A 20,914-nucleotide genomic window follows, 5' to 3' on the forward strand; every position below is an offset into this window, starting at 1 on the left:
GATGGTACTGCACCCGACAGGGTGTGGGAGAGTAGGACACCGCCGAACATCCGTTACCGAAAGCCCCCCAACACCGTTGGGGGGCTTTCGGCATTCCCGGGCATCAACACATCTGCACCACAACAGGTTTCACCGGCGATCACCGCCGGCCAGGACCTGAAGTGCTCGGGCCGCCAGGTGAAGATTCAGGCGCGTGTCGACGCTCCGGAGGTCGCGTCCGGTCAGTTCGTGGATGCGGGACATCCGGTACCGCAGGGTGCTGCGGTGGATCCGGAGTGCCTGTGCGGTTTCGTCGTACTTGCCGCCGCATTCGAGATATTGGGCCAGTGTGGCCGTCATGGTGCTCCGGTGCTCCCGGTCGTAGTCGAGGAGCGGTCCGAGCCATTCCTGAACGAACGCCTCGACGTCGCCGGTACTGCTGTGCGAATCGAGAATGCGGTAGACGCCGAGGTCGTCGAACAGTGCCACCCCGCGGGGTGACAGCGACTGCTTCCGGATTTCGAGCGCACGCATCGCATGGGTGTGCGAACCGGGCAGACTGCTGGGGGAGGTGCATTCGGAGCCGACACCGACCACCCCGACGGCGGGTCCGAGTGCCTTCTCCAACGCTCCGAAGAGGGTGTTCACGTCGGTTTTCGCATTTACGACAGCGGCGAGAACCCCGTGTCGGTGGTCGTCGCCGTTAGCGAGCAGGGCAGCGGAATCGATTGACGCGAGGTGACGCCGGAACACGTCGGCGACGGATTCGACGGGTGTGTCCGAGCCCCACTGGACCACCACGACGCGCTGTGGTGTGTGTAGGTCGTATCCCAGCGCGTCGGCCCGTGAGTACGCGCTGTCGTCGTCGGTCCCCGCGAGCAGGTCGGCTCCCAGGTCGCGGCTGAGCCGCGCCTCCGTTTCGGCGAGGGACCTGCGGTGTGACATGTCCACGGCGAGGACGGTCGTGGCGTACTCGAGGGCGAAGGTGTGCAGGTCGGTGGCCCGGTGGTCCGGGTCCGACAGGTACAGGATTCCGAGGAGCGTCTTGCCGGGCCGGACGATCTGCACGATCCGGTTGTCGTCGCGCAGGGGGCGTCCCTCCGTCGTGGCGCGGCGAATGAGGTCGACGCGGTTGCGGCCGCCGACCTTGCGGTACCTGGGAGGTCTGTTCGGGCCGGCCCAGACTCGAAGATTGCCGAACGCGTCCTCGATTCCGACCGAGAGGCCGGTCAGCTGGTGGAGGGTCTCGGCGATGGCGGACTCGTCGCCGCCGGCGGCGGAGAGGCGTCCGAACGACTGATGGATCTTCGCTTCCTGCTCCAGCCGCTGCGCCCGGGCCGTGATCGTGGCGATGTCCTCCGCGGCCTCGATCAGTTGCCGCTCCTGGGTGGCGGCACGCCCGCGCATCGATGTGGCGCGCAGGGCTGAGCCCGTGTGCTGAATCAGCAACTCGAGCAGTGTGGCCTGCAGCGGGGTCGGCGGGTAGTCGGCCCGCAGAGTCAGCGACACCGGCCTGGACCACGAATCGTCGAGCAGGACGCGGTGCCGCCAGACGTCGCCGTCGTCGTCGTGGGGGTCGCCCGCCACCGCCGATGCGGGCTCCACGGTGAAGGGGCCGAGTTCGGGGAGTGCGTCCACCATCAGGGCGAGGATCTCGTCCCGGTTTCCGCAGTCGTGCATGTGCGCGGTCACGGAGAGCACCGCGCACAGGTTCGCGGCCCGCGGAGTGTGGTCCACCCTCGGGTCTGGGGCTGCATCCAGATCCATGGCATGGAACTACCCCGTTTTGCGCGGTCGAAACCGGGACGCTGTCCGGGGAGGCCGGATTCCGGGCGATTCTTTCGTTCCGTGGTGACCATGTGGCGAGGCGCGCCAACCGCCAACCTTGGTAACTGAGGGGTGGCAAATATGACCCAATCCAATAACTGGCACGATCCGGATCTGAACATGATCCGCGATGTCGTCGCGCATACGTCGGACGGGTGTGAGGGCTGTCTCGCACTCGGTACCCGCTGGGAGCATCTGATGCTGTGCCTGACCTGCGGCTATGTCGGATGCAGCGATGCATCACCGATGAGACACGCGAGACACCACGCCGAGCGCAGCGGTCACCCGATCGTCCAGTCGCTCCACGCGGGGGACAACTGGCGCTGGTGCTTCGTGCACGACGTCCAGATCTGCACGCCGTACCCGGCGACCGGGGCCCGAGTTGTCGCGCCGAGCCTGGTCCCCGGACCGTCGGAGGACGTCAGGCACGGTCTCCGCATCGCGCGATCGCAGTAACGGATCGCCGCAGCAGCGACGCGATGTCGCCGCGTCGCCGGCGGACCTGTTCCCGGGTGCCGTGGGAAGATCTCGGCATGGGTAGAAGCGCGACACCGGAGGGTGATCCGGCCCGCACCATGGAGATGCTGTGGGGTGGCGGCAGCGCACCCGTCTCGCGCCCCCGCAACGGGAAACCCGGCCTGACACTGGACCGTATCGTCGAGGCCGCCGTTGCCGTCGCGGACGCGGAAGGGCTGGACGCCGTCTCGATGCGACGGCTGGCGGCCGAACTCGGCACCGGAGCGATGTCGCTGTACACGCACGTTCCCGGAAAGTCGGAGCTCGTCGAGGTGATGCTCGATCGCGCCCTCGCCACACTCGATCCGGCGGAGCACACCGATGGCGCCTGGCGGGAGCGTCTCACGGACGCCGCCCGCGACTACTTCCAGCTGCTGTGCGCGCACCCCTGGATCCTCGGCGTCGTCGCACTCAGCAGGCCGGTTCTCGGGCCGGGTGGGATGGCCAAGTACGAACGGGAACTGCGCGCCGTCGAGGGCCTGGGACTGTCGGACGTCGACATGGACTCCGTCGTCACGCTGCTGGACAGTTTCGTCGCCGGGGCGGCGCGGGCCTCGGTGGACGCGGCCGCGATCGCCGCCCGCGGGGACGCGGACAGTGAATGGTGGCGGAACATCGCTCCGCATTTCGAGAAGGTCTTCGACCCCGACCGGTTTCCGCTGGCCGCTCGGGTGGGGACCTCGGCCGGCGAGTACCACAGCGCCGCGTTCGCTCCGGCCCACGCCTTCGAATTCGGGCTCGCGCGGCTACTCGACGGAGTCGGCGCCCTCATCGTCGACGACGGAACCGGCACGGATTAGTTCGGCGGGAATCGCAAGCGTGGTCGGCTCGACACGTCCGCGCAGGGTGACGGTGTCCGTGAGTTGCCACCGCGCGCGTTCGTCCGCCGCGGCGGCATCGATCGCGCGCTGCGACGCGACGACGTGCCCGCCGACGTTCTTGGCGAGCTCGGACAGTCGCGCCGCCTCGTTGACGGGATCGCCGATCACCGTGTACTCGAAACGTTCGTGCGCTCCGATGTTCCCGGCCACGGCCCGGCCCGAGGCCACGCCGACCCCGGCGTCGCATTCCGGCACCTCGGCCGAGAGACGTTCGCGCAGAGCCCTCGCCGCGGAGAGGGCGGCGCCGGCATGGTCGTCGAGGGCGACGGGCGCCCCGAAGATGGCGAGCGCCGCGTCGCCCTCGAACTTGTTGACGAACCCGCCCCGGCGATCGATCTCGTCGACGACCACATCGAAGAAGCGGTTGAGCAGGTCCACGACCTCCGCGGGCGAGCGGGTGGCTGCGATCGTGGTGGATCCGATGATGTCGACGAACAGCACCGCTACATCACGTTCCTCCCCGCCGAGTTCAGGATTGTGGCGGAGCGCCTGGGAGGCTACCTCCTGCCCGACGTGGCGACCGAAGAGGTCGCGGATCCGCTCGCGTTCGCGCAGTCCCTCCGCCATCCGGTTGAACCCGGTCTGCAATGCGCCGAGTTCGGTCCCGTCGTACACGACGACCTCGGCGTCGAGATCGCCCTCCGCCACCTTCGCCATACCCTGCGACACCGAACGGATCGGCGCCTCGGTGGCCCGCACGCTGATCACGACCAGCAGGAGTCCGAAGAGCAGGATGACCCCGCCGAGCGCGAGGATCGACACCGCGAGGCTGGTCGGGCTCGCGGGGCGTATGAAACTGAAGATCGCGATGAGCATCAGCCCCAGCACGGGAACGCCGGTCCCGAGCATCCACGCCAGTGCGGTGCGACCGGTGATGCCGAGCGTGCGGCGGGGTTGCGGTCCGTCGGATCCGAGTGCGCGGGCTGCGACGGGCCGGAGCGCGAATTCCGTCAACAGGTAACAGAATGCGCAGACCGTGATCCCCGCGAGGGCGATCGTGAACGCGACCTTCGGGATGGTCTGGTAATCGATGATGCCGTACAGCGTGGTGAAGAAGATCAATCCGAGGCCCCACAGCGCCGCCTGGACCCGGGTCAGACGCCACGGTGCGCGAAACGCGGCCGCCCGGTCGCGGTCGGTGGGCGCGGCGTCCTCCGTCGCCCACCGCAGATCCGACACCAGCCGCTTGGTGCCCCAGGTCACTCCGACCAGCACCGCGCACACCACGAACACCGGAACCGCGACGAAGTTCGCGATCGTGAACTCGCTCGTCCACACGGTCGGGCCCGGGACGACGACGCTGACGAGCAGGGACGTGATCAGCGCGCCGACCAGATTGGTGAACACCAGCGGGGCGGTCAGCAGCAACTGGACACGGATGCGACGCCGGCGTGGACTCTCGTCGGGCGATCCGAGCAACCACGATCCCAGCGGGGCGGCGGATCGGCGAGGGCTGCGCATAGTCATTCGAGACTAGTCGGGGCAATCCCTTAGGGTGGGCGGGTGCGCCTAGTGATTGCCCGATGCCGAGTCGACTACGTGGGCCGCTTGACGGCACATCTGCCCACCGCCCGTCGTCTGCTGCTGATCAAGTCCGACGGCTCGGTGAGCATCCACGCCGACGACCGTGCCTACAAGCCGCTCAACTGGATGTCGCCGCCGTGCTGGCTCGTCGAGGACTCCGCCGAGGACGCGGAAGCCCTGTGGGTGGTGACCAACAAGGCCGGCGAGGAACTGCGGATCACCATCGAGGAGATCGAGCACGACTCCAGCCACGAACTCGGGGTCGATCCGGGGCTCGTCAAGGACGGTGTCGAGGCACACCTTCAGGAATTGCTCGCCGAGCACGTCGAAACCCTCGGCAGCGGTTACACGCTCGTCCGGCGCGAATACATGACCGCGATCGGTCCCGTGGACCTGCTGTGCCGGAATGCCGACGGCGCGTCCGTCGCCGTGGAGATCAAACGCCGGGGGGACATCGACGGTGTCGAACAACTCACGCGGTACCTGGAACTGCTCAACCGGGATCCACTGCTGGCGCCGGTGAGCGGCGTCTTCGCCGCCCAGCAGATCAAGCCGCAGGCCAAAACGCTGGCCACCGACCGTGGAATCCGGTGCCTGGTACTCGACTACGAGGCGCTGCGCGGCACCGAGAGCACCGAGTTCCGGCTCTTCTGAGGCCTAGGCTGAATCCGTGCCCCGTCGTAAACCTCAGCGGAAGAACACGCGCCGCAGTGCGCCCCCGGACGACTCCGAGGGTTCGCTGTTCGGAAGCGCGCTGATGCGTCAGGAATCCGGCCCGGCAGGCGATGCGGACGAGAGCTACATCGTGCGCACCGTCCCGGGGGCCCGGGCGACCAAGTCCTACCGATGCCCCGGCTGCGATCACGACATCCGGCCGGGCGTCGCCCATCTCGTCACGTGGCCCGCCGAATACGGCGGAGCCGAGGACCGGAGGCACTGGCACACCGGGTGCTGGTCGGGGCGCAGCACCCGGGGCCTGACGCGCAGGTGGTCCTAGCTTCCCGTCTTCACGGTTCGCTGATCTGCCGGCCGAGTGGCCGGGTTCTTCTCGACGGTCGTCAGCACCGCCGTGTCCTCGTCGGAGTTGTCCGAGTCACCCTCGGACTTCTTCTCGGACTCGTTCGGCGCGTTCTTCCTGTCCGCGGCGGCCGGAGCCGACTTCGCGTTCTTGTTCTCGTTCGAGCGCTGCTCCGACTTCGACGACGCGGCGTCGGGCTGCGCGTCGAGGAGTTCGCTCTCGCGGTTGACCGATGCCAGCATCGCGGGAACGGAATCGAGCTGTCCCCGAATTCCCAAGAGCTGCGCCAGGATCCGGCCGCGCAGCACTCGCAGTTCCTCCGCCAGTTCCTTGGCGTGCGCGATCTTGCGCTCCGACTGGTCGGTGGCCGCCTGCAGTCTGCGCTCCGCCTCGTGGGTGGCGTCGGCGAGCCGGCGATGCGCCTCCGCCTTGCTGGTGGCCTCGAGCTCGTTGACGGCGGTGATCGTCTTCTGGCGACGCTCGGACATCGCGAGGTCGAAGTCTTCCTGCACCTGCGAGCGGCGCAGTTCTGCTTCGGCGGCGAGCCGGTCGCGCTCCGACTGGGCCGCCTCGACGATCTTCGCCGCCTCCGTGCGGGCCTTGGCCATGGTCTGCTCGTGCTGGATCTCGAGAGCGCTGCGGCGATCTTCGAGTTCCGCGACCAGTGACTCGTACTGGCCGCGGAGCTGCGCGCCTTCCTGCTCGGCGACTGAGATCATCTCGGCGGCGTCGGCCTCGGCCTTGGCCCGCACCTCGGACGCCTCGTCCGACGCGAGACGGAGCATGCGCGAGATGCGGTCACTCATTCCCTCCGCGGTGGTGGGAGGGACGGACAGGCGGTCGACGTCCTTGCGGAGATCGTCGATCTCGTCGCGCGCATCGTCGAGCTGCTTGGCAAGGTCCCGCGCCTGCGCCGCCGCGGCGTCGCGGTCGGCGGCAGTGACGCGGAGCTCGGCGTCGAATCGCTCGAAGTAGTTGCGTACCTCGTCCCGGTCGAATCCCTTACGCACGGTGGAAAAGGGAAGGGGGATCGAACCACGGTCCTGCTCGTTTACCATGGCCGCCAATCTACCTGGGCAAAGTAGAACTTGTCTCTGCGCCTGGTGCCCGGTGCTAGTGGCTCGCCGCGGGCTCCACCAGTTCGACGAGAACGCCGCCCGCGTCCTTCGGGTGGACGAAGTTGATGCGCGAATCGGCGGTTCCCCGGCGGGGAGCGTCGTAGAGCAACCGGACGCCGCGCTCGCGCAGCTGAGCCGAGATGGCGTCGATGTCCGTGACGCGGTATGCGAGCTGCTGCAGACCGGGACCGCTGCGGTCGATGAACTTGGCGATGGTCGAGTTCTCGTTCAACGGAGCGAGCAGCTGCAGCGCGGTGCTGCCGGCGGGCGAGCCGACGACGCTCAGCATCGCCTCGCGCACGCCCTGCTCCTCGTTCACCTCTTCGTGCGTCGACACCATGCCGAGGTGTTCGGAGTACCACGCGATGGCGGCGTCGAGGTCGGGAACGGCGATGCCGACGTGGTCGATGGCGGTCACCAGGTCCGAGGACAGCGGGGACGTGGTCTGGGTGGGGGAGGACTGTGTCATGGTCCCGACGTTAGCGCTACCGTTTCGGTAGTTCTCGTCGGGATGTGACTTCCGTCGCCCGGCACCCGTCCATTCGTTCACACGCGGAGGAAATCGTGACCAGTTCTGTGATCGTCGCCGGAGCCCGGACCCCGATGGGCCGATTGCTGGGTTCATTGAAGGATGTGTCGGGTTCGGATCTCGGCGGGGTCGCGATTCGTGGTGCGCTGGAGAAGGCGGGCGTCGCTCCCGAGCAGGTCGAGTACGTGATCATGGGCCAGGTGCTCACGGCGGGTGCGGGTCAGATCCCGGCCCGGCAGGCGGCGGTGGCCGCAGGCATCGGCATGGACGTGCCCGCGCTGACGATCAACAAGGTGTGCCTGTCCGGGATCGACGCGATCGCGCTGGCGGATCAGCTCATCCGGGCCGGCGAATTCGAGGTCGTCGTCGCCGGGGGTCAGGAGTCGATGTCCCGCGCCCCGCACCTGCTGGAGAAGTCGCGGGAGGGGTTCAAGTACGGCGACGTCACGATGCGCGACCACATGGCCTTCGACGGGTTGTACGACATTTTCACCGATCAGGCGATGGGGAGTCTGACGGAGGCGAAGAACACCGAGGACGGGCAGCGGATCAGCCGAGAGGAGCAGGACGCGTTCGCGGCGGCGTCGCATCAGCGGGCGGCGCGGGCCTGGAAGGACGGGGTCTTCGACGACGAGGTGGTGCCGGTGCCCGTACCGCAGCGCAGGGGTGAACCCGTGCTGGTCGGCTCCGACGAGGGCGTGCGCGGGGACACGACGACGGAATCTCTCGCCAAGCTGCGGCCGGCGTTCAGCAAGGACGGCACCGTCACCGCCGGGTCGGCGTCGCAGATCTCGGACGGAGCCGCCGCCGTCGTGGTGATGAGCAAGGCGAAGGCCGAGGAACTCGGGCTGTCGTGGATTGCCGAGATCGGGGCGCACGGGGTGGTGGCGGGTCCGGATTCGACGTTGCAGTCGCAGCCGGCGCGGGCGATCGCGAAGGCGTGCGCCAAGGAGGGGATCGACCCGAAGGACCTGGATCTGGTGGAGATCAACGAGGCGTTCGCGGCGGTGGGGATCGCGTCGACGCGGGAGCTGGGATTGGATCCGGCGATCGTGAACGTCAACGGCGGGGCGATCGCGATGGGGCATCCGCTGGGGATGTCGGGGGCGCGGATCGCGCTGCATCTGGCGTTGGAATTGCGTCGACGCGGTGGGGGCGTGGGTGCTGCGGCGCTGTGCGGTGGCGGCGGGCAGGGAGATGCTCTGATCGTTCGCGTTCCCCGGTCCTGACCCGACGACGGTCCGCGGTGGTGTATCTCACACCACTACGGACTGTCGTAGAAGGTCGGGCACAATGGTCGGCATGGCGAACGTCTTCGATCTCAGTACCACGGCCAAGCGCTTCCGATTTGTCGCAATTCTGGAGGCCTTCACCTGGCTCGGCCTCCTCATCGGCATGGCCTTCAAGTACCTGCCTGCCGACGGCAACGAGATCGGCGTCAAGATCTTCGGCCCCATCCACGGCGGCGTCTTCGTGCTGTACCTGCTCGTCTCGCTGTGGACCGCCCGCAAGCTGAGCTGGAACCTGGTCACCACGTTCTGGGCCCTCGTCGCCAGCGTCCCGCCGTTCGGCACCGTCATCTTCGAGGTCTGGGCGGCGCGCACCGGCCGCATGGGCGAACTGTCCCGGTCGACCACGGTGAAGGCCGAACCCTCACTCGTCTGACCGACTTCGCGGTAGGCACGGCCCGCATTCCGGTGCGCCCGCAAATCGTGACAAACTGGTGGGCGTGACTCGACCAGGTTCTCGTCCGTCAGCGCGTTCCTCAGCAGTGGCCGCAGCCATGAGTGGAGCAGTCGATCTCTCCGCACTCAAGGAGCGGGCGGCCGCTCCGCCCCCGTCGGCGCCCGCACCCTCCGGTGACGGTGCCGCCCCGGCCGCCCCCGGCAGCACCGGGCTCGCACCCGTCATCGACGTCACCGAGGCGACGTTCGAGGCCGAGGTGCTCGTCCGGTCCCAGCAGGTTCCGGTCGTCGTCGACCTGTGGGCCACCTGGTGCGAGCCGTGCAAACAACTCTCCCCGCTGCTCGAGAAACTGGCGCGCGAGGCCGGCGGCACCTGGGTGCTGGCCAAGGTCGACGTCGACGCCAACCCGCGCATCGCGCAGGCGTTCGGTGTGCAGTCCGTTCCGACCGTGGTCGCCATTGCCGGCGGCCAACCGCTTGCCGACTTCCAGGGCGCGCAGCCGGAACCGCAGCTGCGTCAGTGGCTCGCCGCGGTCCAGCAGGCGGTCGCCGGAAAGCTGTCCGGACCGCCGGCCGGTGACGGCGACCCGGACGAGCCCGAGCCCGAGGACCCGCGCTTCGCCGCCGCCGAGGCCGCCCTCGACGAGGGCGACCTGCCGGCCGCCGAGGCCGAGTTCCAGAAGATCCTCGACGAGGAGCCGGGCAACGCGGAGGCGCAGGGCGCGATCCGTCAGGTGCGTTTCCTCGCCCGGGTGCAGTCCGTCGATCCCGGTGCCGTCGCCGCGGCGGACGCCGCCCCGAACGACATCGACGCCCAGTTCCAGGCCGCGGACGTCGAGCTCTACTCCCAGGCCCCCGACGCCGCGTTCGCCCGGCTCATCGGTCTGGTGGCCCGCAGCGCCGGCGACGACAAGACGCGGGTCCGCACCCGTCTGCTCGAGCTGTTCGAGCTGTTCGATCCGGCCGAGCCCGTCGTGATGACCGCGCGCCGGAAGCTTGCCGCCGCCCTGTACTGACGAGTGAACCGGGGTGAGCGCCGACGGCACTCACCCCGGTTCCGGACCGGAACGTCAGCTCCGGACCCGCTCCACCCGTCCGACCAGGAATACGTAGGACGCGATCCCGACCGCGGTCACCACGGTCATGTAGACGAATCCCGGCGCGAAACTGTCGTCGGTGACGAGCAGCCCGATGACGATCGGCGTCGCGATCGACGACAGGTTGCCGATGAAGTTGAACATTCCCCCGGTGAGCCCGAGCAGGCGTTCCGGTGCGAGAGCCGACACGAGCGACCAGGTAATCGACGCGAGACCGTTGCCGAAGAACGCGATGGACAGGAACAGAATGACCATCGTGGTCGAATCGGTGAAGTTCGCGCCGATCATCGCGACGGTCAGCAGCAGGCCCACGATGATCGGGCCCTTCCGGGCGACCCCGAGCGACACGCCCTTCTTGAGCAGGAAGTCGGAGAACACCCCGGAGAACAGCACACCGACGAGCGCCGCGACGAACGGCAGCGACGCGAGAAAACCGGACTTGATGTAGTCCATACCCCGGTACTCGACGAGGTAGGTCGGGAACCAGGTGAGGAAGAACCACAGCGTCGACGTGAGGCAGAACTGGCCCAGATAGATCCCCCACAGCTTGCGCCGGCCGAGGACGGTCGCCACATCGGTGCGGGTCACGGCCGGACGCTCGGGTTGCTGCTCCTCGACGAGGTCGACGAGTCCGCCGCCTTCGCGGATCAGGTCGATCTCCGCCTCGTTGGCCCGTGAGTCGCGAGGCTCGCGGTAGAAGGCATACCACACGAGACCCCAGCCCGCCCCGATCACACCGGTGACGATGAAGACCCAGTGCCAGGACAGGACGGACTGCAGCCAGGACAGGAACGGCGTGAGCAGTGCCAGGCCGATGAACTGGCCGGAAGTGTAGAAGCCGATCACCGTGGCACGCTCGCGCTCGGGGTACCACGCGGTCGCGACCCGGTTGTTGATCGGATACGCCGGTGCCTCGAACACGCCGACGAGAAGTCGCAGCGCGATGAGGGCGACGAAGCCCCCGATGATCCCCATGAAGGCCGTCGCGACGGACCACAGGATGAGGCACGCCGGGTAGAGCAGTCGCGGGGGGATGCGGTCGACGAGCCAGCCGCCCGGAATCTGCAACGCCGCATACGTCCACCCGAAGGCGGACAGCAGCAGCCCTTGCTGAGCCTTGGACAGATCCATCTCGTCGGCGATCGCGGGCATCGCGATCGACAGGTTCGCGCGGTCCATGTAGTTGATGACGACGGTCACGAACAGCATCACCGCGATGAGGACGCGCGCCTTCGACGCCTGCGTGGCGACGGCCGTGGACGCGCCGATCTTCTGGGTCTGCACCATGTCTCTCACCACTCCGCGAACGAGCCGTCACTGTGCCGCCAGACGGGGTTTCGCCAGCGATGTCCTTCGGCGGCCCGTTCGACCACATACTCCTCGTTCACCTCGATGCCCAGTCCCGGACCGGTGGGGATCCGGACCTGACCGTCCGCGTAGGTGAACACGGACGGGTCGACGAGGTAGTCGAGCAGATCGTTCGACGTGTTGTAGTGGATGCCGAGGCTCTGTTCCTGGATCGTCGCGTTGTAGCAGCCCGCGTCGATCTGCAGGCACGTGGCCAGTGCGATCGGTCCGAGCGGGCAGTGCAGGGCGAGGGCCACGTCGTACGCCTCGGCCATGTGCGCGATCTTCCGGGCCTCGGTGATGCCGCCGCAGTGCGACGGATCCGGCTGGATGATGTCGACGGCTCCGGACGCGAGGACGGTCTTGGAATCCCAGCGGGAGAACAATCTCTCACCCAGTGCGATCGGGATCGGCGACTGTCGCAGCACGTCGACGAAACCGTCGACGTGTTCGGAAAGCACCGGTTCCTCCACGAACATCAACCGGAACGGCTCGAGTTCCTTCAGCAGCACCTTGGCCATCGGCTTGTGCACCCGGCCGTGGAAGTCGACGCCGATGCCGATGTCCGGGCCGACGGCATCGCGCACCGCCGCGACGTTGGCGAGACACCGGTCCACCTTGTCCCAAGTGTCCAGGTACTGCAGCTCCTCGGTGCCGTTCATCTTCACCGCGGTGAAGCCGCGGTCGACGACCTCCCGCGCCGCCTTCGCGGTGTCCGACGGGCGGTCGCCGCCGATCCAGGAGTAGACCTTGATCCGGTCCCGGACGCGGCCGCCGAGAAGTTCGTACGCCGGCACACCGAGGGCCTTGCCCTTGATGTCCCACAGGGCCTGGTCGATGCCGGCCAGTGCACTCATGTGGATGCCGCCGCCGCGGTAGAAGCCCGACCGGTACATGACCGTCCACAGGTCCTCGATCTGCGTCGGATCCTGCCCGATCAGGTAGTCGGACAGTTCCTCGACCGCCGCCGCGACCGATGCCGCGCGGCCCTCGAGGACCGGCTCGCCCCAGCCGACCACACCGTCGTCCGTTTCGATCCGCAGGAACAGCCACCGCGGTGGCACGGTGTAGGTGGTGAGTGACTTGATCTTCATGGAGTCCTCCTGTGCGGGGCGATGATGTGGGCCCCGGTGGTCGTAGGGGTCGGTTCAGGCGGCGTCGGCCGACCAGATGTCCAGCAAGGTGAGTGCGCGGTCACGCACGGCGTCGGCGCTGTCCCCGGGGCGGTACAGGCAGGTGCCGAGGCCTGCGCCGCCCGCGCCGGCGGCGGCCCACTCGGCGAGATTGGTGCGGTCGACGCCGCCGACGGGAAGCAGTTCGACGTCCGGGGGCAGCACCGCCCGCCACGCCTTCATCCCCGCCGTCCCGACGGAATCGGAGGGGAACAGCTTCACGCTGCGGGCGCCCGCGCCGACGGCGAGAAAGGCCTCGGTGGGCGTCGCCGCCCCCGGGTACGGGCGCAGGTTCCGGGCGACGGCAGCGCCGATGACGTCGACATCGGTATTGGGCGAGACGATGATCCGCGAGCCGGCGGCCTCGGCCCGGATCACGTCGTCCACACTCAGCACGGTCCCGGCGCCGACGACACAGACGTCGCCGACGGCAGCCGCCAGCCGTTCGATCGATTCGAACGGCCGAGGCGAGTTCAGCGGGACCTCGATCGCCGCGAAGCCGGCGTCGGCGAGGGCGGAACCCACCGCGACGACGTCCTCGGGGGTGATGCCGCGCAGGATGGCGATCAGTCCGGTCGCGGTTGCAGTGGCTGTGGGGCTCACAGGGTCTCCTTCGAGTGGTTCGTGGATGGTGTCGGTTCGACGAGACCCGCGGCGACCGCCACGTGCCACAGGCCCTGCGCCGCCGCTTCTTCGGCGACCGTTTCGGCGACCACGCCGTGCACACGCAACGCCGCTGCGTAACGCCTGCTCAGATCGGCGTTGCCGCACAGCAGGATTCGGTCGCCGAACGCGTAGTGGGGGAGGAGGTGCCGCACCTCGTCCGCGATGATGACGCCGGAGACGTAGTCGGGAACAGAGGACGGATCGAGCAGTCCGTCGAGGACGAGCGCTCGTGCTCCGAACAACTCGGCGGGCAACCCGCGCGATGGCGCCGACGTTCCCGTGACGAGTCCGCGCTCGAACGCGGCGTCGTCCCGCACTCCGCCGTGTGCGGTCCGGCCGAGGATGCCGTGCTGCATCACCAGGCCGTACAACTCGCCCGACATCGACGTGGCGAACGAGACGATCTTGCGGTTCTCGACGCGGGTCCACTTCGTGTGGGTTCCGGGCAGGACGATCGTGATCGGACCGTCGGTCGGGGGGAGCAGGCCCAGCGCCCCGATGATCTGCGTCTCCTCGCCCCGCATGACGTCGCCGGCGACCGCCCCGTCTGCCGTGGGCGCGACCCGCAGGCCGGGGACGAGATGCAGTACTCCGCGCGGGTGCGGGACCGTGGTGAGGTCCGTGGCGTCGATCGCGAGGTCGGTCGGGGTGGTGAGGTAGCCGGCCTCCCGCCAGCCCTGGGCGCTGCCGACCATTCCGCATGCGATGGCAGGCAGGCCGGGGCAGGCGGCGAGCCAGTCGCCGCAGGCCTCGTCGAATGCGGCTTCGTAGTTGCGGGTTCTGGATCCGGGGTCGTCGCCGGTGGCGCCGAGCAGTCCGAAGTCCGGCCGGCGGACGTCCAGAATGCGGCCTTCGTCGCCGAGGAGCCAGGCGCGCTGCGACGACGTTCCCCAGTCGAGGGCGATCAGACGCGGTGTCGATGGGTCGGGGGTGTTCTGGATCACCCGGTTACTATCGGACGCGAATCCCATAATGACGAATACGGTCCCTATATATGGGACAGTGGGGTGTGGCGACTCCGACGTACGACATTCCACCCGGTACCCAGACGCTGGCACGAGGGCTCTCCGTGATCCGTGCCGTCTCCGACGGCGCGCACGATCTGCGCGCCGTCGTCGAATGCACCGGTCTGGGGCGCAGTACCGCGCACCGACTCGTGCAGCTGCTGGTGCACGAGGGCTACCTCCGAAGCGGCAGCCGCGGCTACTCTCTCGGCCCGACGTTGATCGAACTGGGTTTCAAGGCGCTCCACGGGAACCCGCTGCCCGTCGTCGCCCGCCCGATCCTCGAGGAGTTGTCGGCGCACGTCCACGACACGGTGCACCTGGCGGTGGAGGACGGCGGTTCGGTGCTGTACCTGGACAAGTTGCCCGGATCGCGGGGCGCCGAGATGCGCTCCCGCATCGGCCACCGCATGCCGCTGACCCGGACAGGCGTCGGGAAGGCGCTGCTGCTGGACTCGTCCGAACGCTGGGATGCGCTGTACGAGAGCGACGCCGCGCAGGGGCCGAGACCGGCGGCCGGCGTATCCGGCGGCGCTGCGGAGTTCCGCGCACGCATGAACGACTACGTGCGGACGGGCGCGTCGCTGGACCTCGAGGACAACGAGCCGGGCATCCGGTGTGTGGCGGCGCCGGTCCGGGACGCGTCGTGTGCGATCGTCGGTGCGATCAGCGTGTCGGCGACCAGCCCGTACATGCCGGACGAGCGCATGCGCGGCCTGGTGCCGGTGGTGTGCCGGGCCGCCGGACGGATCTCCGCGGCACTCGGCTACCGGGAGATCTGAGAACGGTCACCGGGCGAGGGTCAGCGGTACCGGCCCTCGCAGGCCTGCTCGCCACCGAGCACCCCGGTGCGGAACGCGTCGACCCGGGAGAACCCGCTCGGCACCGTCTCCCCGTTGACGTCACTGGCGGCCAGTCCGTCGGTGAGCAGACCCGACACGGCCTCGTCGAGGTCGCCGGGGGACAGCCACACGCTGCCCGCCTCCAGGGTGGCGGGATTGTCCGGACTCAGCGCGGTGGTGATGACGCCGGACAGGCAGGCGGCGCGGAGCGCGGTCTGCGGTGAATGCAGATCGTCGCCCCGGTCCCGCTGCAACGCCAGGGTGTACCGGGAGGCGAGCAGGACGTACGCGTTGTAGTCGCCGGTGAGGTTGGTCGGGAAGAGTTCACGCCTGCCGAGGTGCCCTGGTGTGCCGCGTTCGGCGAGGGCGTCGACGCTGACACCGATCGTGTTGGTGGCCGGACAATACGACACCGGTTCGGTGACGTCGGCATCCGGGCAGCCGAGGTCGGCTCCGTCGAGTTGCAGCGCCGGGGGATCGTCGAGATCGAAGATCTGCTGGAACGACGTGAAGAACGACTGCAGCGACTCCTCGGTGACGGGCAGTTCGCCGTCGTCGGATTCGTCGGCGAACCGCTGCGGCAGATCCGCGCGCCGCGAGTCGATCTCCTTCTCGTCGATCCGCGTGCACGGCGCCGGACCGTCCGTGAACCCGATCTGTGTTGCGGTGACCCGTTCGAACGCCGAACCGTGCACGTTGTCGGGGTCGTTCGGGTCGGTGTCGCCGATGGCCACCGCGGACGCGAGCACCTTGTTCAGCCCGTCCGACGTGTTGAGCGTGAAGTGTGGTGCCTTGTCCTCCGCGATGTGCCGCATGAACGCCCCCGCGAGACAGTCGGCCTGCTGTTCCCGCACGATGCCACCGCCCTCGTCCTCGTCGGCGATGCCCGCCTTCGTCTGGACGGCGTGCCCGTATTCGTGAGCCAGGACGAACACGGCGGCGACGACGCCGAACTTCTTCACGACCTCCGGCAGCAGCAGAGCCCGGTCCCAGCCGATCGTGTGGTCGGTGGTGCAGTATCCGGCGTTGAGCAGTTCCCTGGTGCTGTCTCCGCAGAACCGCGGGCCGTCGGCGTCGCGGGGATCCCAGGAGATCAGTTCCTCCACCGGTTCGAAATTGCGCTGGAACAGCACCGGAAATTCGGTGCTCCAGTAGTTCTCGATGTCGCTGACCGCGTTGGCGACCATCGTGTCGATCTCGCCGCCGTCGGTGCCGGTGACCGGGAGGTCGGCGTCGGGCGCGCCCTTGCGGGCACCGCTCGGCCCCGACGTCGCATCCAGTCCCGCGACCTTGAAGGGGTCGTCGTAGATGGACGCCGCTTCGCCGTCGACGGAACGGGCGCATCCCGACAGGACGACCGCGGTCACGGCCAGCACGCCCATGCTCGCAGCCCACTGCCGGCGTCGGGTCAGCAAGGCCGTGCCTTCATCAACGCTCCAGACTCATCCAGATCGCCCCGTTGGCGGGCAGTGCCACCTCTGCCGAGGCGGGACGGCCGTGCCACGGCTGCGAAGTCGCCGTCACCGCACCGAGATTTCCCCAACCCGATCCCGCATAGGCCTCGGCGTCGGTGTTGAGAATTTCACGCCATTCGCCCAGTTCTGGCAAGCCCACACGATAATTCGCGTGCGGGGAACCCGAGAAATTGAACAGGCAGGCCAGGATCGACCCGTCGGTGCCGTAGCGCAGGAAGCTCAGAACGTTGTTGGCGGTGTCGTTGGCGTCGATCCAGGAGAACCCGCCCGGCGAGGTGTCGAGAGTCCACAACGACGGGTGCTCGCGGTAGGTGGCGTTGAGGTCGTGGACGAGACGGAGCAGACCGCGATGGAAGCCGCCGGTGTACCGGTCGTCGAGTTGGTACCAGTCGAGTCCCCGCTCCTCGGACCATTCCGCGGTCTGTCCGAACTCCTGGCCCATGAACAGCAGTTGCTTACCCGGGTGGGACCACATGTACGCGAGCAGGGCGCGGACCCCCGCGGCCTTCGCGTGGTCGTTTCCCGGCATCCGTGTCCACAGGGTGCCCTTGCCGTGCACCACCTCGTCGTGGCTGATGGGCAGCAGGTAGTTCTCGCTCCACGCGTACATCAGCGAGAACGTGATCTCGTGATGGTGATAGCTGCGGTGCACGGGATCGTGGGCCATGAATCCGAGGGTGTCGTGCATCCACCCCATGTTCCATTTCATGTTGAAACCGAGACCGCCGACGTTGGTCGCGCGCGTGACTCCCGGCCACGCCGTCGACTCCTCGGCGATGGTGACGACCCCGCGGTGCTGCTTGTGGACCGTGGCATTGGTCTCCTGCAGGAAGGCGACGGCCTCGAGGTTCTCCCGGCCGCCGTGGATGTTCGGCGTCCACCCGCCCTCCGGCCGCGAATAGTCGAGGTACAGCATCGAGGCGACCGCGTCGACGCGCAGGCCGTCCACATGGAACTCGTCCAGCCAGTACAGCGCGTTGGCGACCAGGAAATTGCGGACCTCCCGCCGCCCGAAATCGAACACGTACGTTCCCCAGTCGAGTTGCTCGCCGCGCTGAGGGTCGCTGTGTTCGTAGAGGGGCGTGCCGTCGAATCGTGCGAGGGCCCACTCGTCCTTGGGGAAATGGGCAGGCACCCAGTCGACGATGACCCCGATGCCGGCGGCGTGCAGGTGGTCGACGAACCACCGGAAGTCGTCGGGGGAGCCGAACCGCGCGGTGGGCGCGTAATACGACGTCACCTGGTACCCCCACGATCCGCCGAACGGGTGCTCGGCGACCGGAAGCAACTCGACGTGCGTGAAACCCGTCTCCGTGACGTGGGCGGCGAGTTGCTCGGCCAGTTCGCGGTAGGTCAACCCGGGACGCCACGAACCGAGGTGGACCTCGTACACGCTCATCGGGGATTGCGCCGGCTCGGTCGCGGCGCGCTGTTCCAGCCACTCGGCGTCGTTCCACTCGTACGTGCTGACCGACACCCGCGACGCCGTCGCGGGCGGCACCTCGGTGGCGAAGGCCATGGGATCGGCCTTGTCGCGCGCGCTGCCGTCGGGCCCGTGGACCCGGAACTTGTACAACTCGCCGACCTCGATACCGGGGATGAACAGCTCCCACACCCCGGTGGACCCGAGCACGCGCATCGGGAAGTTCCGGCCACTCCACCCGTCGAAATCGCCGATCACGCTGACACCGCGGGCGTTGGGGGCCCACACGGCGAACGACGTGCCGGTGACGGTGCCGTCGGGGGTGTCGTAACGACGGCGGTGTGCGCCGAGGATCTCCCACAACCGTTCGTGCCTGCCCTCCCCGAACAGGTGCAGATCGAGTTCGCCGAGGGTGGGCAGGAACCGGTACCCGTCGGCGGAGACGTCGTTGTGACCGCCCGGCCACGTCGTGGACAGGCGGTAGTCCATCAGGTCCCGGTACGGGACGAGCGTTCCCCACACCCCGTGTGCAAGATGGTCCAGCGAGAAACTCGTTCCCCCGATGACAGCGTCGACCGCCTCGGCATACGGCCGCAGTGCGCGGATCACCGTGCCCTCGGGGTGCGGGTGCGCACCGAGGATCGAGTGGGGGTCGTGATGCTCTCCCCGCGCCAGCAGGTCGAGGTCGGCGGCGTCGGGTGCGATGGCGGCAGGCGGTTCGACGGTCACTCTGTACCTCCGCGGTGGGCCAGCTTCGTTCTGGCCGGATAGGGGATCGACGGTAGTGCCAGGATATGGGCCACGGAGCGCCACGGTTCGAGGCGCACGAAGTTGGCCTGGCCCCAGTGGTACTGCTCGCCGGTGACCTCGTCGAGCACGGTCAGGTGGTCGTGCCAGTCGCGTCCGAGCGCGGGCATGTCGAGCCACACGTTGCCCTGTTCGGCGCCATACGGGTTGAGGTTGATCACCGTCAGCACCGCATCGCCGGTGGTGGCGTCGAATTTGGAGTAGGCGATCAGGGCGTCGTTGTCGACGTGATGGAAATGGATGTTGCGCAACTGCTGCAACGCCGGATGCTGCCTGCGGATCCGGTTGAGCGCGGTGATCCACGGCTCGAGGGACTCACCGCGTGCGGCCGCACCCTCGAAATCGCGGGGACGCAACTCGTACTTCTCCGAATCCAGGTATTCCTCGCTGCCCGCCCGCACCGGAACGTGTTCGTACAGTTCGTATCCCGAATACACGCCCCACGTCGGAGACAGCGTCGCCGCCAGCGCGGCGCGCAGCGCGAACATGCCCGGGCCGCCGTGCTGCAGGCTCTCGTGCAGGATGTCCGGGGTGTTGACGAAGAGGTTCGGGCGCGCCTCGTCGGCCTTCGCGGCGATCTCCTTGCCGAACTCCGTCAGCTCCCACTTGGCCGTGCGCCACGTGAAATACGTGTACGACTGTGTGAACCCGCGGCGGGCGAGGCCGTACAACCGGGCCGGACGGGTGAACGCCTCGGACAGGAACAGGACGTCCGGATCCGACTTCTTCACCTCGGCGATCAGCCACTCCCAGAAGTCGGCCGGTTTGGTGTGCGGGTTGTCGACCCGGAAGATCTTGACACCCGCCGCCACCCAGTGCCGCACCACCCGCAGGACCTCCGCGTAGATGCCGTCCCGGTCGTCGTCGAAGTTGACCGGATAGATGTCCTGGTACTTCTTCGGCGGATTCTCCGCGTAGGCGATGGTGCCGTCGGGAAGCACGGTGAACCATTCGGGGTGCTTCTTCGCCCACGGGTGGTCCGGCGCGGCCTGAAGGGCCAGGTCGATGGCCACCTCCATGTTCAACTTCCGGGCGGCCGCGATGAAGGCCTTGAAGTCGCGCATCGTCCCGAGCTGGGGGTGGATCGCGTCGTGGCCGCCCTCGTCCGAGCCGATGGCCCACGGTGAACCGACGTCCTCGGGCCCCGGGGTGAGGGTGTTGTTGGGGCCCTTCCGGTTGATCTTGCCGACCGGGTGGATGGGCGGGAGGTAGACGACGTCGAATCCCATCGACGCGATCCGGGGGAGCGCGGCCGCGGCGGTGGCGAACGTGCCGTGCCGGGGTCGCCCGTTCTCGTCCCAGCCGCCGGTCGAGCGCGGGAAGAACTCGTACCACGAGCCGAACAGGGCGCGGGTGCGGTCGACGAGCACCGTGTGCGGTTCGCTCTTGGTGACGAGGTCGCGCAGCGGATGCGCCCGCAGCAGTTCGGTGAGGTCCGACCCGAATGCCGGCGCCACCCGTTCGGACAGGTGACGGTCGGAACGCAGCGACGCCGCAACCCCGGTCAGCCGGGAGCGGTCGGCGCGGGGCACACCCTTCGCGGCACGCTCGAAGAGCCGTGCACCGATCTCGAGGTCGTTGGCCAGTTCGGCGGCGCCCTGACCCACCGACAGTTTCGCCTCGACCGCGTGCTTCCACGTGGTCACAGGATCGCTCCACGCCTCGATGCGGTACGTCCAGAGGCCCTCGCCGGTCGGAGTGAACGAGCCGTCGACGGTATCGGGCACCGGGCCGCTGGTCATGGGGATACGGAACGTCGCGGAGCCGCCCGACGCGGCGCCACGGGGCCCCCGCACCGCGAGCGTGGCGGCCACGGCGTCGTGGCCTTCGCGCCACACTGTTGCCCGGACGGGAAACACCTCACCCACAACGGCCTTGGCTGGATACCGACCACATCCGATGTTCGGTTCCACGTCGTCGATACCGAGTCGACCTGTCACGCTGGGCTCCGTTCCATAGCCGGAAGTTGCCGGCGGCTCGTGGGCTGGGCCGCCGGTTCAACCG

Annotated in this window: 19 protein-coding genes; 8 read left to right on the top strand and 11 right to left on the bottom strand. The window is 68.3% G+C overall.

All coding sequences use genetic code 11. The features are described from left to right. Positions 1 to 129: 129 nt before the first annotated feature. Complete coding sequence (locus ACFTWF_RS32045; protein ID WP_378465125.1) at positions 130 to 1,746, bottom strand: PucR family transcriptional regulator; 1,617 nt, start codon at positions 1,744 to 1,746, stop codon at positions 130 to 132. Between the two features lie 141 nt (positions 1,747 to 1,887). On the opposite strand from ACFTWF_RS32045, the gene ACFTWF_RS32050 reads away from it, so the two are divergent. Continuing rightward, positions 1,888 to 2,262, top strand: a complete 375-nt coding sequence (locus ACFTWF_RS32050; protein ID WP_073360204.1) for a UBP-type zinc finger domain-containing protein — start codon at positions 1,888 to 1,890, stop codon at positions 2,260 to 2,262. A 77-nt stretch (positions 2,263 to 2,339) separates the two neighbouring features. Then, positions 2,340 to 3,122: a TetR/AcrR family transcriptional regulator C-terminal domain-containing protein gene (locus tag ACFTWF_RS32055; RefSeq protein WP_378465126.1), complete on the top strand. Its 783-nt coding sequence runs from the start codon at positions 2,340 to 2,342 to the stop codon at positions 3,120 to 3,122. Here ACFTWF_RS32055 and ACFTWF_RS32060 read toward each other — a convergent pair. Continuing rightward, on the bottom strand, positions 3,069 to 4,670 hold the full coding sequence (locus ACFTWF_RS32060) for an adenylate/guanylate cyclase domain-containing protein (protein ID WP_378465127.1): 1,602 nt from the start codon (positions 4,668 to 4,670) through the stop codon (positions 3,069 to 3,071). The two genes, ACFTWF_RS32055 and ACFTWF_RS32060, sit on opposite strands and share 54 nt — an antisense overlap. Positions 4,671 to 4,706: 36 nt before the next feature. Between ACFTWF_RS32060 and nucS the strand changes: the two genes are divergently transcribed. Together nucS and ACFTWF_RS32070 are read left to right on the top strand one after the other, a co-directional pair. Continuing rightward, positions 4,707 to 5,381, top strand: a complete 675-nt coding sequence (gene nucS / locus ACFTWF_RS32065) for an endonuclease NucS (RefSeq protein ID WP_185724732.1) — start codon at positions 4,707 to 4,709, stop codon at positions 5,379 to 5,381. Between the two features lie 16 nt (positions 5,382 to 5,397). Further along, positions 5,398 to 5,724, top strand: a complete 327-nt coding sequence (locus ACFTWF_RS32070; RefSeq protein ID WP_378465128.1) for an ATP/GTP-binding protein — start codon at positions 5,398 to 5,400, stop codon at positions 5,722 to 5,724. Here the strand turns inward: ACFTWF_RS32070 and ACFTWF_RS32075 are convergent. After that, the gene (locus tag ACFTWF_RS32075) at positions 5,721 to 6,803 is read right to left on the bottom strand and encodes a hypothetical protein (protein WP_378465129.1); all 1,083 of its coding nucleotides are present in this window, start codon (positions 6,801 to 6,803) and stop codon (positions 5,721 to 5,723) included. The two genes, ACFTWF_RS32070 and ACFTWF_RS32075, sit on opposite strands and share 4 nt — an antisense overlap. Positions 6,804 to 6,858: 55 nt before the next feature. Beyond that, positions 6,859 to 7,332 carry a methylmalonyl-CoA epimerase gene (gene mce / locus ACFTWF_RS32080; RefSeq protein WP_185724729.1) on the bottom strand — a complete coding sequence of 158 codons (474 nt, stop codon included), beginning with the start codon at positions 7,330 to 7,332 and terminating at the stop codon, positions 6,859 to 6,861. Positions 7,333 to 7,427: 95 nt separating this feature from the next. Between mce and ACFTWF_RS32085 the strand changes: the two genes are divergently transcribed. From ACFTWF_RS32085 to ACFTWF_RS32095, 3 genes are all read left to right on the top strand, one after another. Continuing rightward, positions 7,428 to 8,621, top strand: coding sequence for an acetyl-CoA C-acetyltransferase (locus ACFTWF_RS32085; protein ID WP_378465130.1), 1,194 nt, complete (start codon positions 7,428 to 7,430; stop codon positions 8,619 to 8,621). A 64-nt stretch (positions 8,622 to 8,685) separates the two neighbouring features. Then, a complete protein-coding gene (locus ACFTWF_RS32090) occupies positions 8,686 to 9,057 on the top strand; it encodes a DUF3817 domain-containing protein (protein ID WP_378465131.1) in 372 nt (123 codons plus the stop codon). Positions 9,058 to 9,175: 118 nt separating this feature from the next. Next, on the top strand, positions 9,176 to 10,093 hold the full coding sequence (locus ACFTWF_RS32095; protein WP_378465132.1) for a tetratricopeptide repeat protein: 918 nt from the start codon (positions 9,176 to 9,178) through the stop codon (positions 10,091 to 10,093). 54 nt (positions 10,094 to 10,147) lie between these two features. On the opposite strand, the gene ACFTWF_RS32100 is transcribed toward ACFTWF_RS32095, so the two are convergent. From ACFTWF_RS32100 to ACFTWF_RS32115, 4 genes are read right to left on the bottom strand one after another with little or no spacing between them, the layout of a single operon-like run. Continuing rightward, positions 10,148 to 11,461 carry an MFS transporter gene (locus ACFTWF_RS32100; RefSeq protein ID WP_378465133.1) on the bottom strand — a complete coding sequence of 438 codons (1,314 nt, stop codon included), beginning with the start codon at positions 11,459 to 11,461 and terminating at the stop codon, positions 10,148 to 10,150. Positions 11,462 to 11,466: 5 nt separating this feature from the next. Next, positions 11,467 to 12,615, bottom strand: a complete 1,149-nt coding sequence (gene dgoD / locus ACFTWF_RS32105) for a galactonate dehydratase (protein ID WP_378465134.1) — start codon at positions 12,613 to 12,615, stop codon at positions 11,467 to 11,469. Positions 12,616 to 12,669: 54 nt separating this feature from the next. After that, entirely contained in the window at positions 12,670 to 13,296 is a 627-nt protein-coding gene (locus ACFTWF_RS32110) for a 2-dehydro-3-deoxy-6-phosphogalactonate aldolase (protein WP_378465135.1), read from the bottom strand. Further along, positions 13,293 to 14,303 carry a 2-dehydro-3-deoxygalactonokinase gene (locus ACFTWF_RS32115; protein ID WP_378465136.1) on the bottom strand — a complete coding sequence of 337 codons (1,011 nt, stop codon included), beginning with the start codon at positions 14,301 to 14,303 and terminating at the stop codon, positions 13,293 to 13,295. Before ACFTWF_RS32115 ends, ACFTWF_RS32110 begins: the two co-directional genes overlap by 4 nt. Positions 14,304 to 14,353: 50 nt before the next feature. Here ACFTWF_RS32115 and ACFTWF_RS32120 point away from each other — a divergent pair, with 50 nt between their 5' ends. Further along, positions 14,354 to 15,145, top strand: coding sequence for an IclR family transcriptional regulator (locus tag ACFTWF_RS32120; protein ID WP_378465137.1), 792 nt, complete (start codon positions 14,354 to 14,356; stop codon positions 15,143 to 15,145). A 20-nt stretch (positions 15,146 to 15,165) separates the two neighbouring features. Here ACFTWF_RS32120 and ACFTWF_RS32125 read toward each other — a convergent pair whose 3' ends face one another. Genes ACFTWF_RS32125 through ACFTWF_RS32135 form a run of 3 tightly spaced genes read right to left on the bottom strand, consistent with a single transcriptional unit; the run spans position 15,166 to position 20,850 of the window. After that, the gene (locus ACFTWF_RS32125) at positions 15,166 to 16,587 is read right to left on the bottom strand and encodes a neutral zinc metallopeptidase (RefSeq protein WP_378465270.1); all 1,422 of its coding nucleotides are present in this window, start codon (positions 16,585 to 16,587) and stop codon (positions 15,166 to 15,168) included. Between the two features lie 46 nt (positions 16,588 to 16,633). Further along, the gene (gene glgB, locus ACFTWF_RS32130) at positions 16,634 to 18,832 is read right to left on the bottom strand and encodes a 1,4-alpha-glucan branching protein GlgB (RefSeq protein ID WP_378465138.1); all 2,199 of its coding nucleotides are present in this window, start codon (positions 18,830 to 18,832) and stop codon (positions 16,634 to 16,636) included. After that, on the bottom strand, positions 18,829 to 20,850 hold the full coding sequence (locus ACFTWF_RS32135) for a maltotransferase domain-containing protein (protein WP_378465139.1): 2,022 nt from the start codon (positions 20,848 to 20,850) through the stop codon (positions 18,829 to 18,831). Before ACFTWF_RS32135 ends, glgB begins: the two co-directional genes overlap by 4 nt. Positions 20,851 to 20,914 lie beyond the last annotated feature (64 nt).

The organism is Rhodococcus sp. NPDC056960, from assembly GCF_042674125.1.
Lineage (GTDB): Bacteria > Actinomycetota > Actinomycetes > Mycobacteriales > Mycobacteriaceae > Rhodococcus_F.

Bases quoted from the DNA above. Each gene is read 5' to 3' on its own strand.
- ACFTWF_RS32045 (WP_378465125.1), bottom strand. From the start codon at position 1,746: ATGGATCTGGATGCAGCCCCAGACCCGAGGGTGGACCACACTCCGCGG.
- ACFTWF_RS32050 (WP_073360204.1), top strand. From the start codon at position 1,888: ATGACCCAATCCAATAACTGGCACGATCCGGATCTGAACATGATCCGC.
- ACFTWF_RS32055 (WP_378465126.1), top strand. From the start codon at position 2,340: ATGGGTAGAAGCGCGACACCGGAGGGTGATCCGGCCCGCACCATGGAG.
- ACFTWF_RS32060 (WP_378465127.1), bottom strand. From the start codon at position 4,670: ATGACTATGCGCAGCCCTCGCCGATCCGCCGCCCCGCTGGGATCGTGG.
- ACFTWF_RS32075 (WP_378465129.1), bottom strand. From the start codon at position 6,803: ATGGTAAACGAGCAGGACCGTGGTTCGATCCCCCTTCCCTTTTCCACC.
- mce (WP_185724729.1), bottom strand. From the start codon at position 7,332: ATGACACAGTCCTCCCCCACCCAGACCACGTCCCCGCTGTCCTCGGAC.
- ACFTWF_RS32090 (WP_378465131.1), top strand. From the start codon at position 8,686: ATGGTCGGCATGGCGAACGTCTTCGATCTCAGTACCACGGCCAAGCGC.
- ACFTWF_RS32095 (WP_378465132.1), top strand. From the start codon at position 9,176: ATGAGTGGAGCAGTCGATCTCTCCGCACTCAAGGAGCGGGCGGCCGCT.
- ACFTWF_RS32100 (WP_378465133.1), bottom strand. From the start codon at position 11,461: ATGGTGCAGACCCAGAAGATCGGCGCGTCCACGGCCGTCGCCACGCAG.
- dgoD (WP_378465134.1), bottom strand. From the start codon at position 12,615: ATGAAGATCAAGTCACTCACCACCTACACCGTGCCACCGCGGTGGCTG.
- ACFTWF_RS32120 (WP_378465137.1), top strand. From the start codon at position 14,354: ATGGGACAGTGGGGTGTGGCGACTCCGACGTACGACATTCCACCCGGT.
- ACFTWF_RS32125 (WP_378465270.1), bottom strand. From the start codon at position 16,587: ATGGGCGTGCTGGCCGTGACCGCGGTCGTCCTGTCGGGATGCGCCCGT.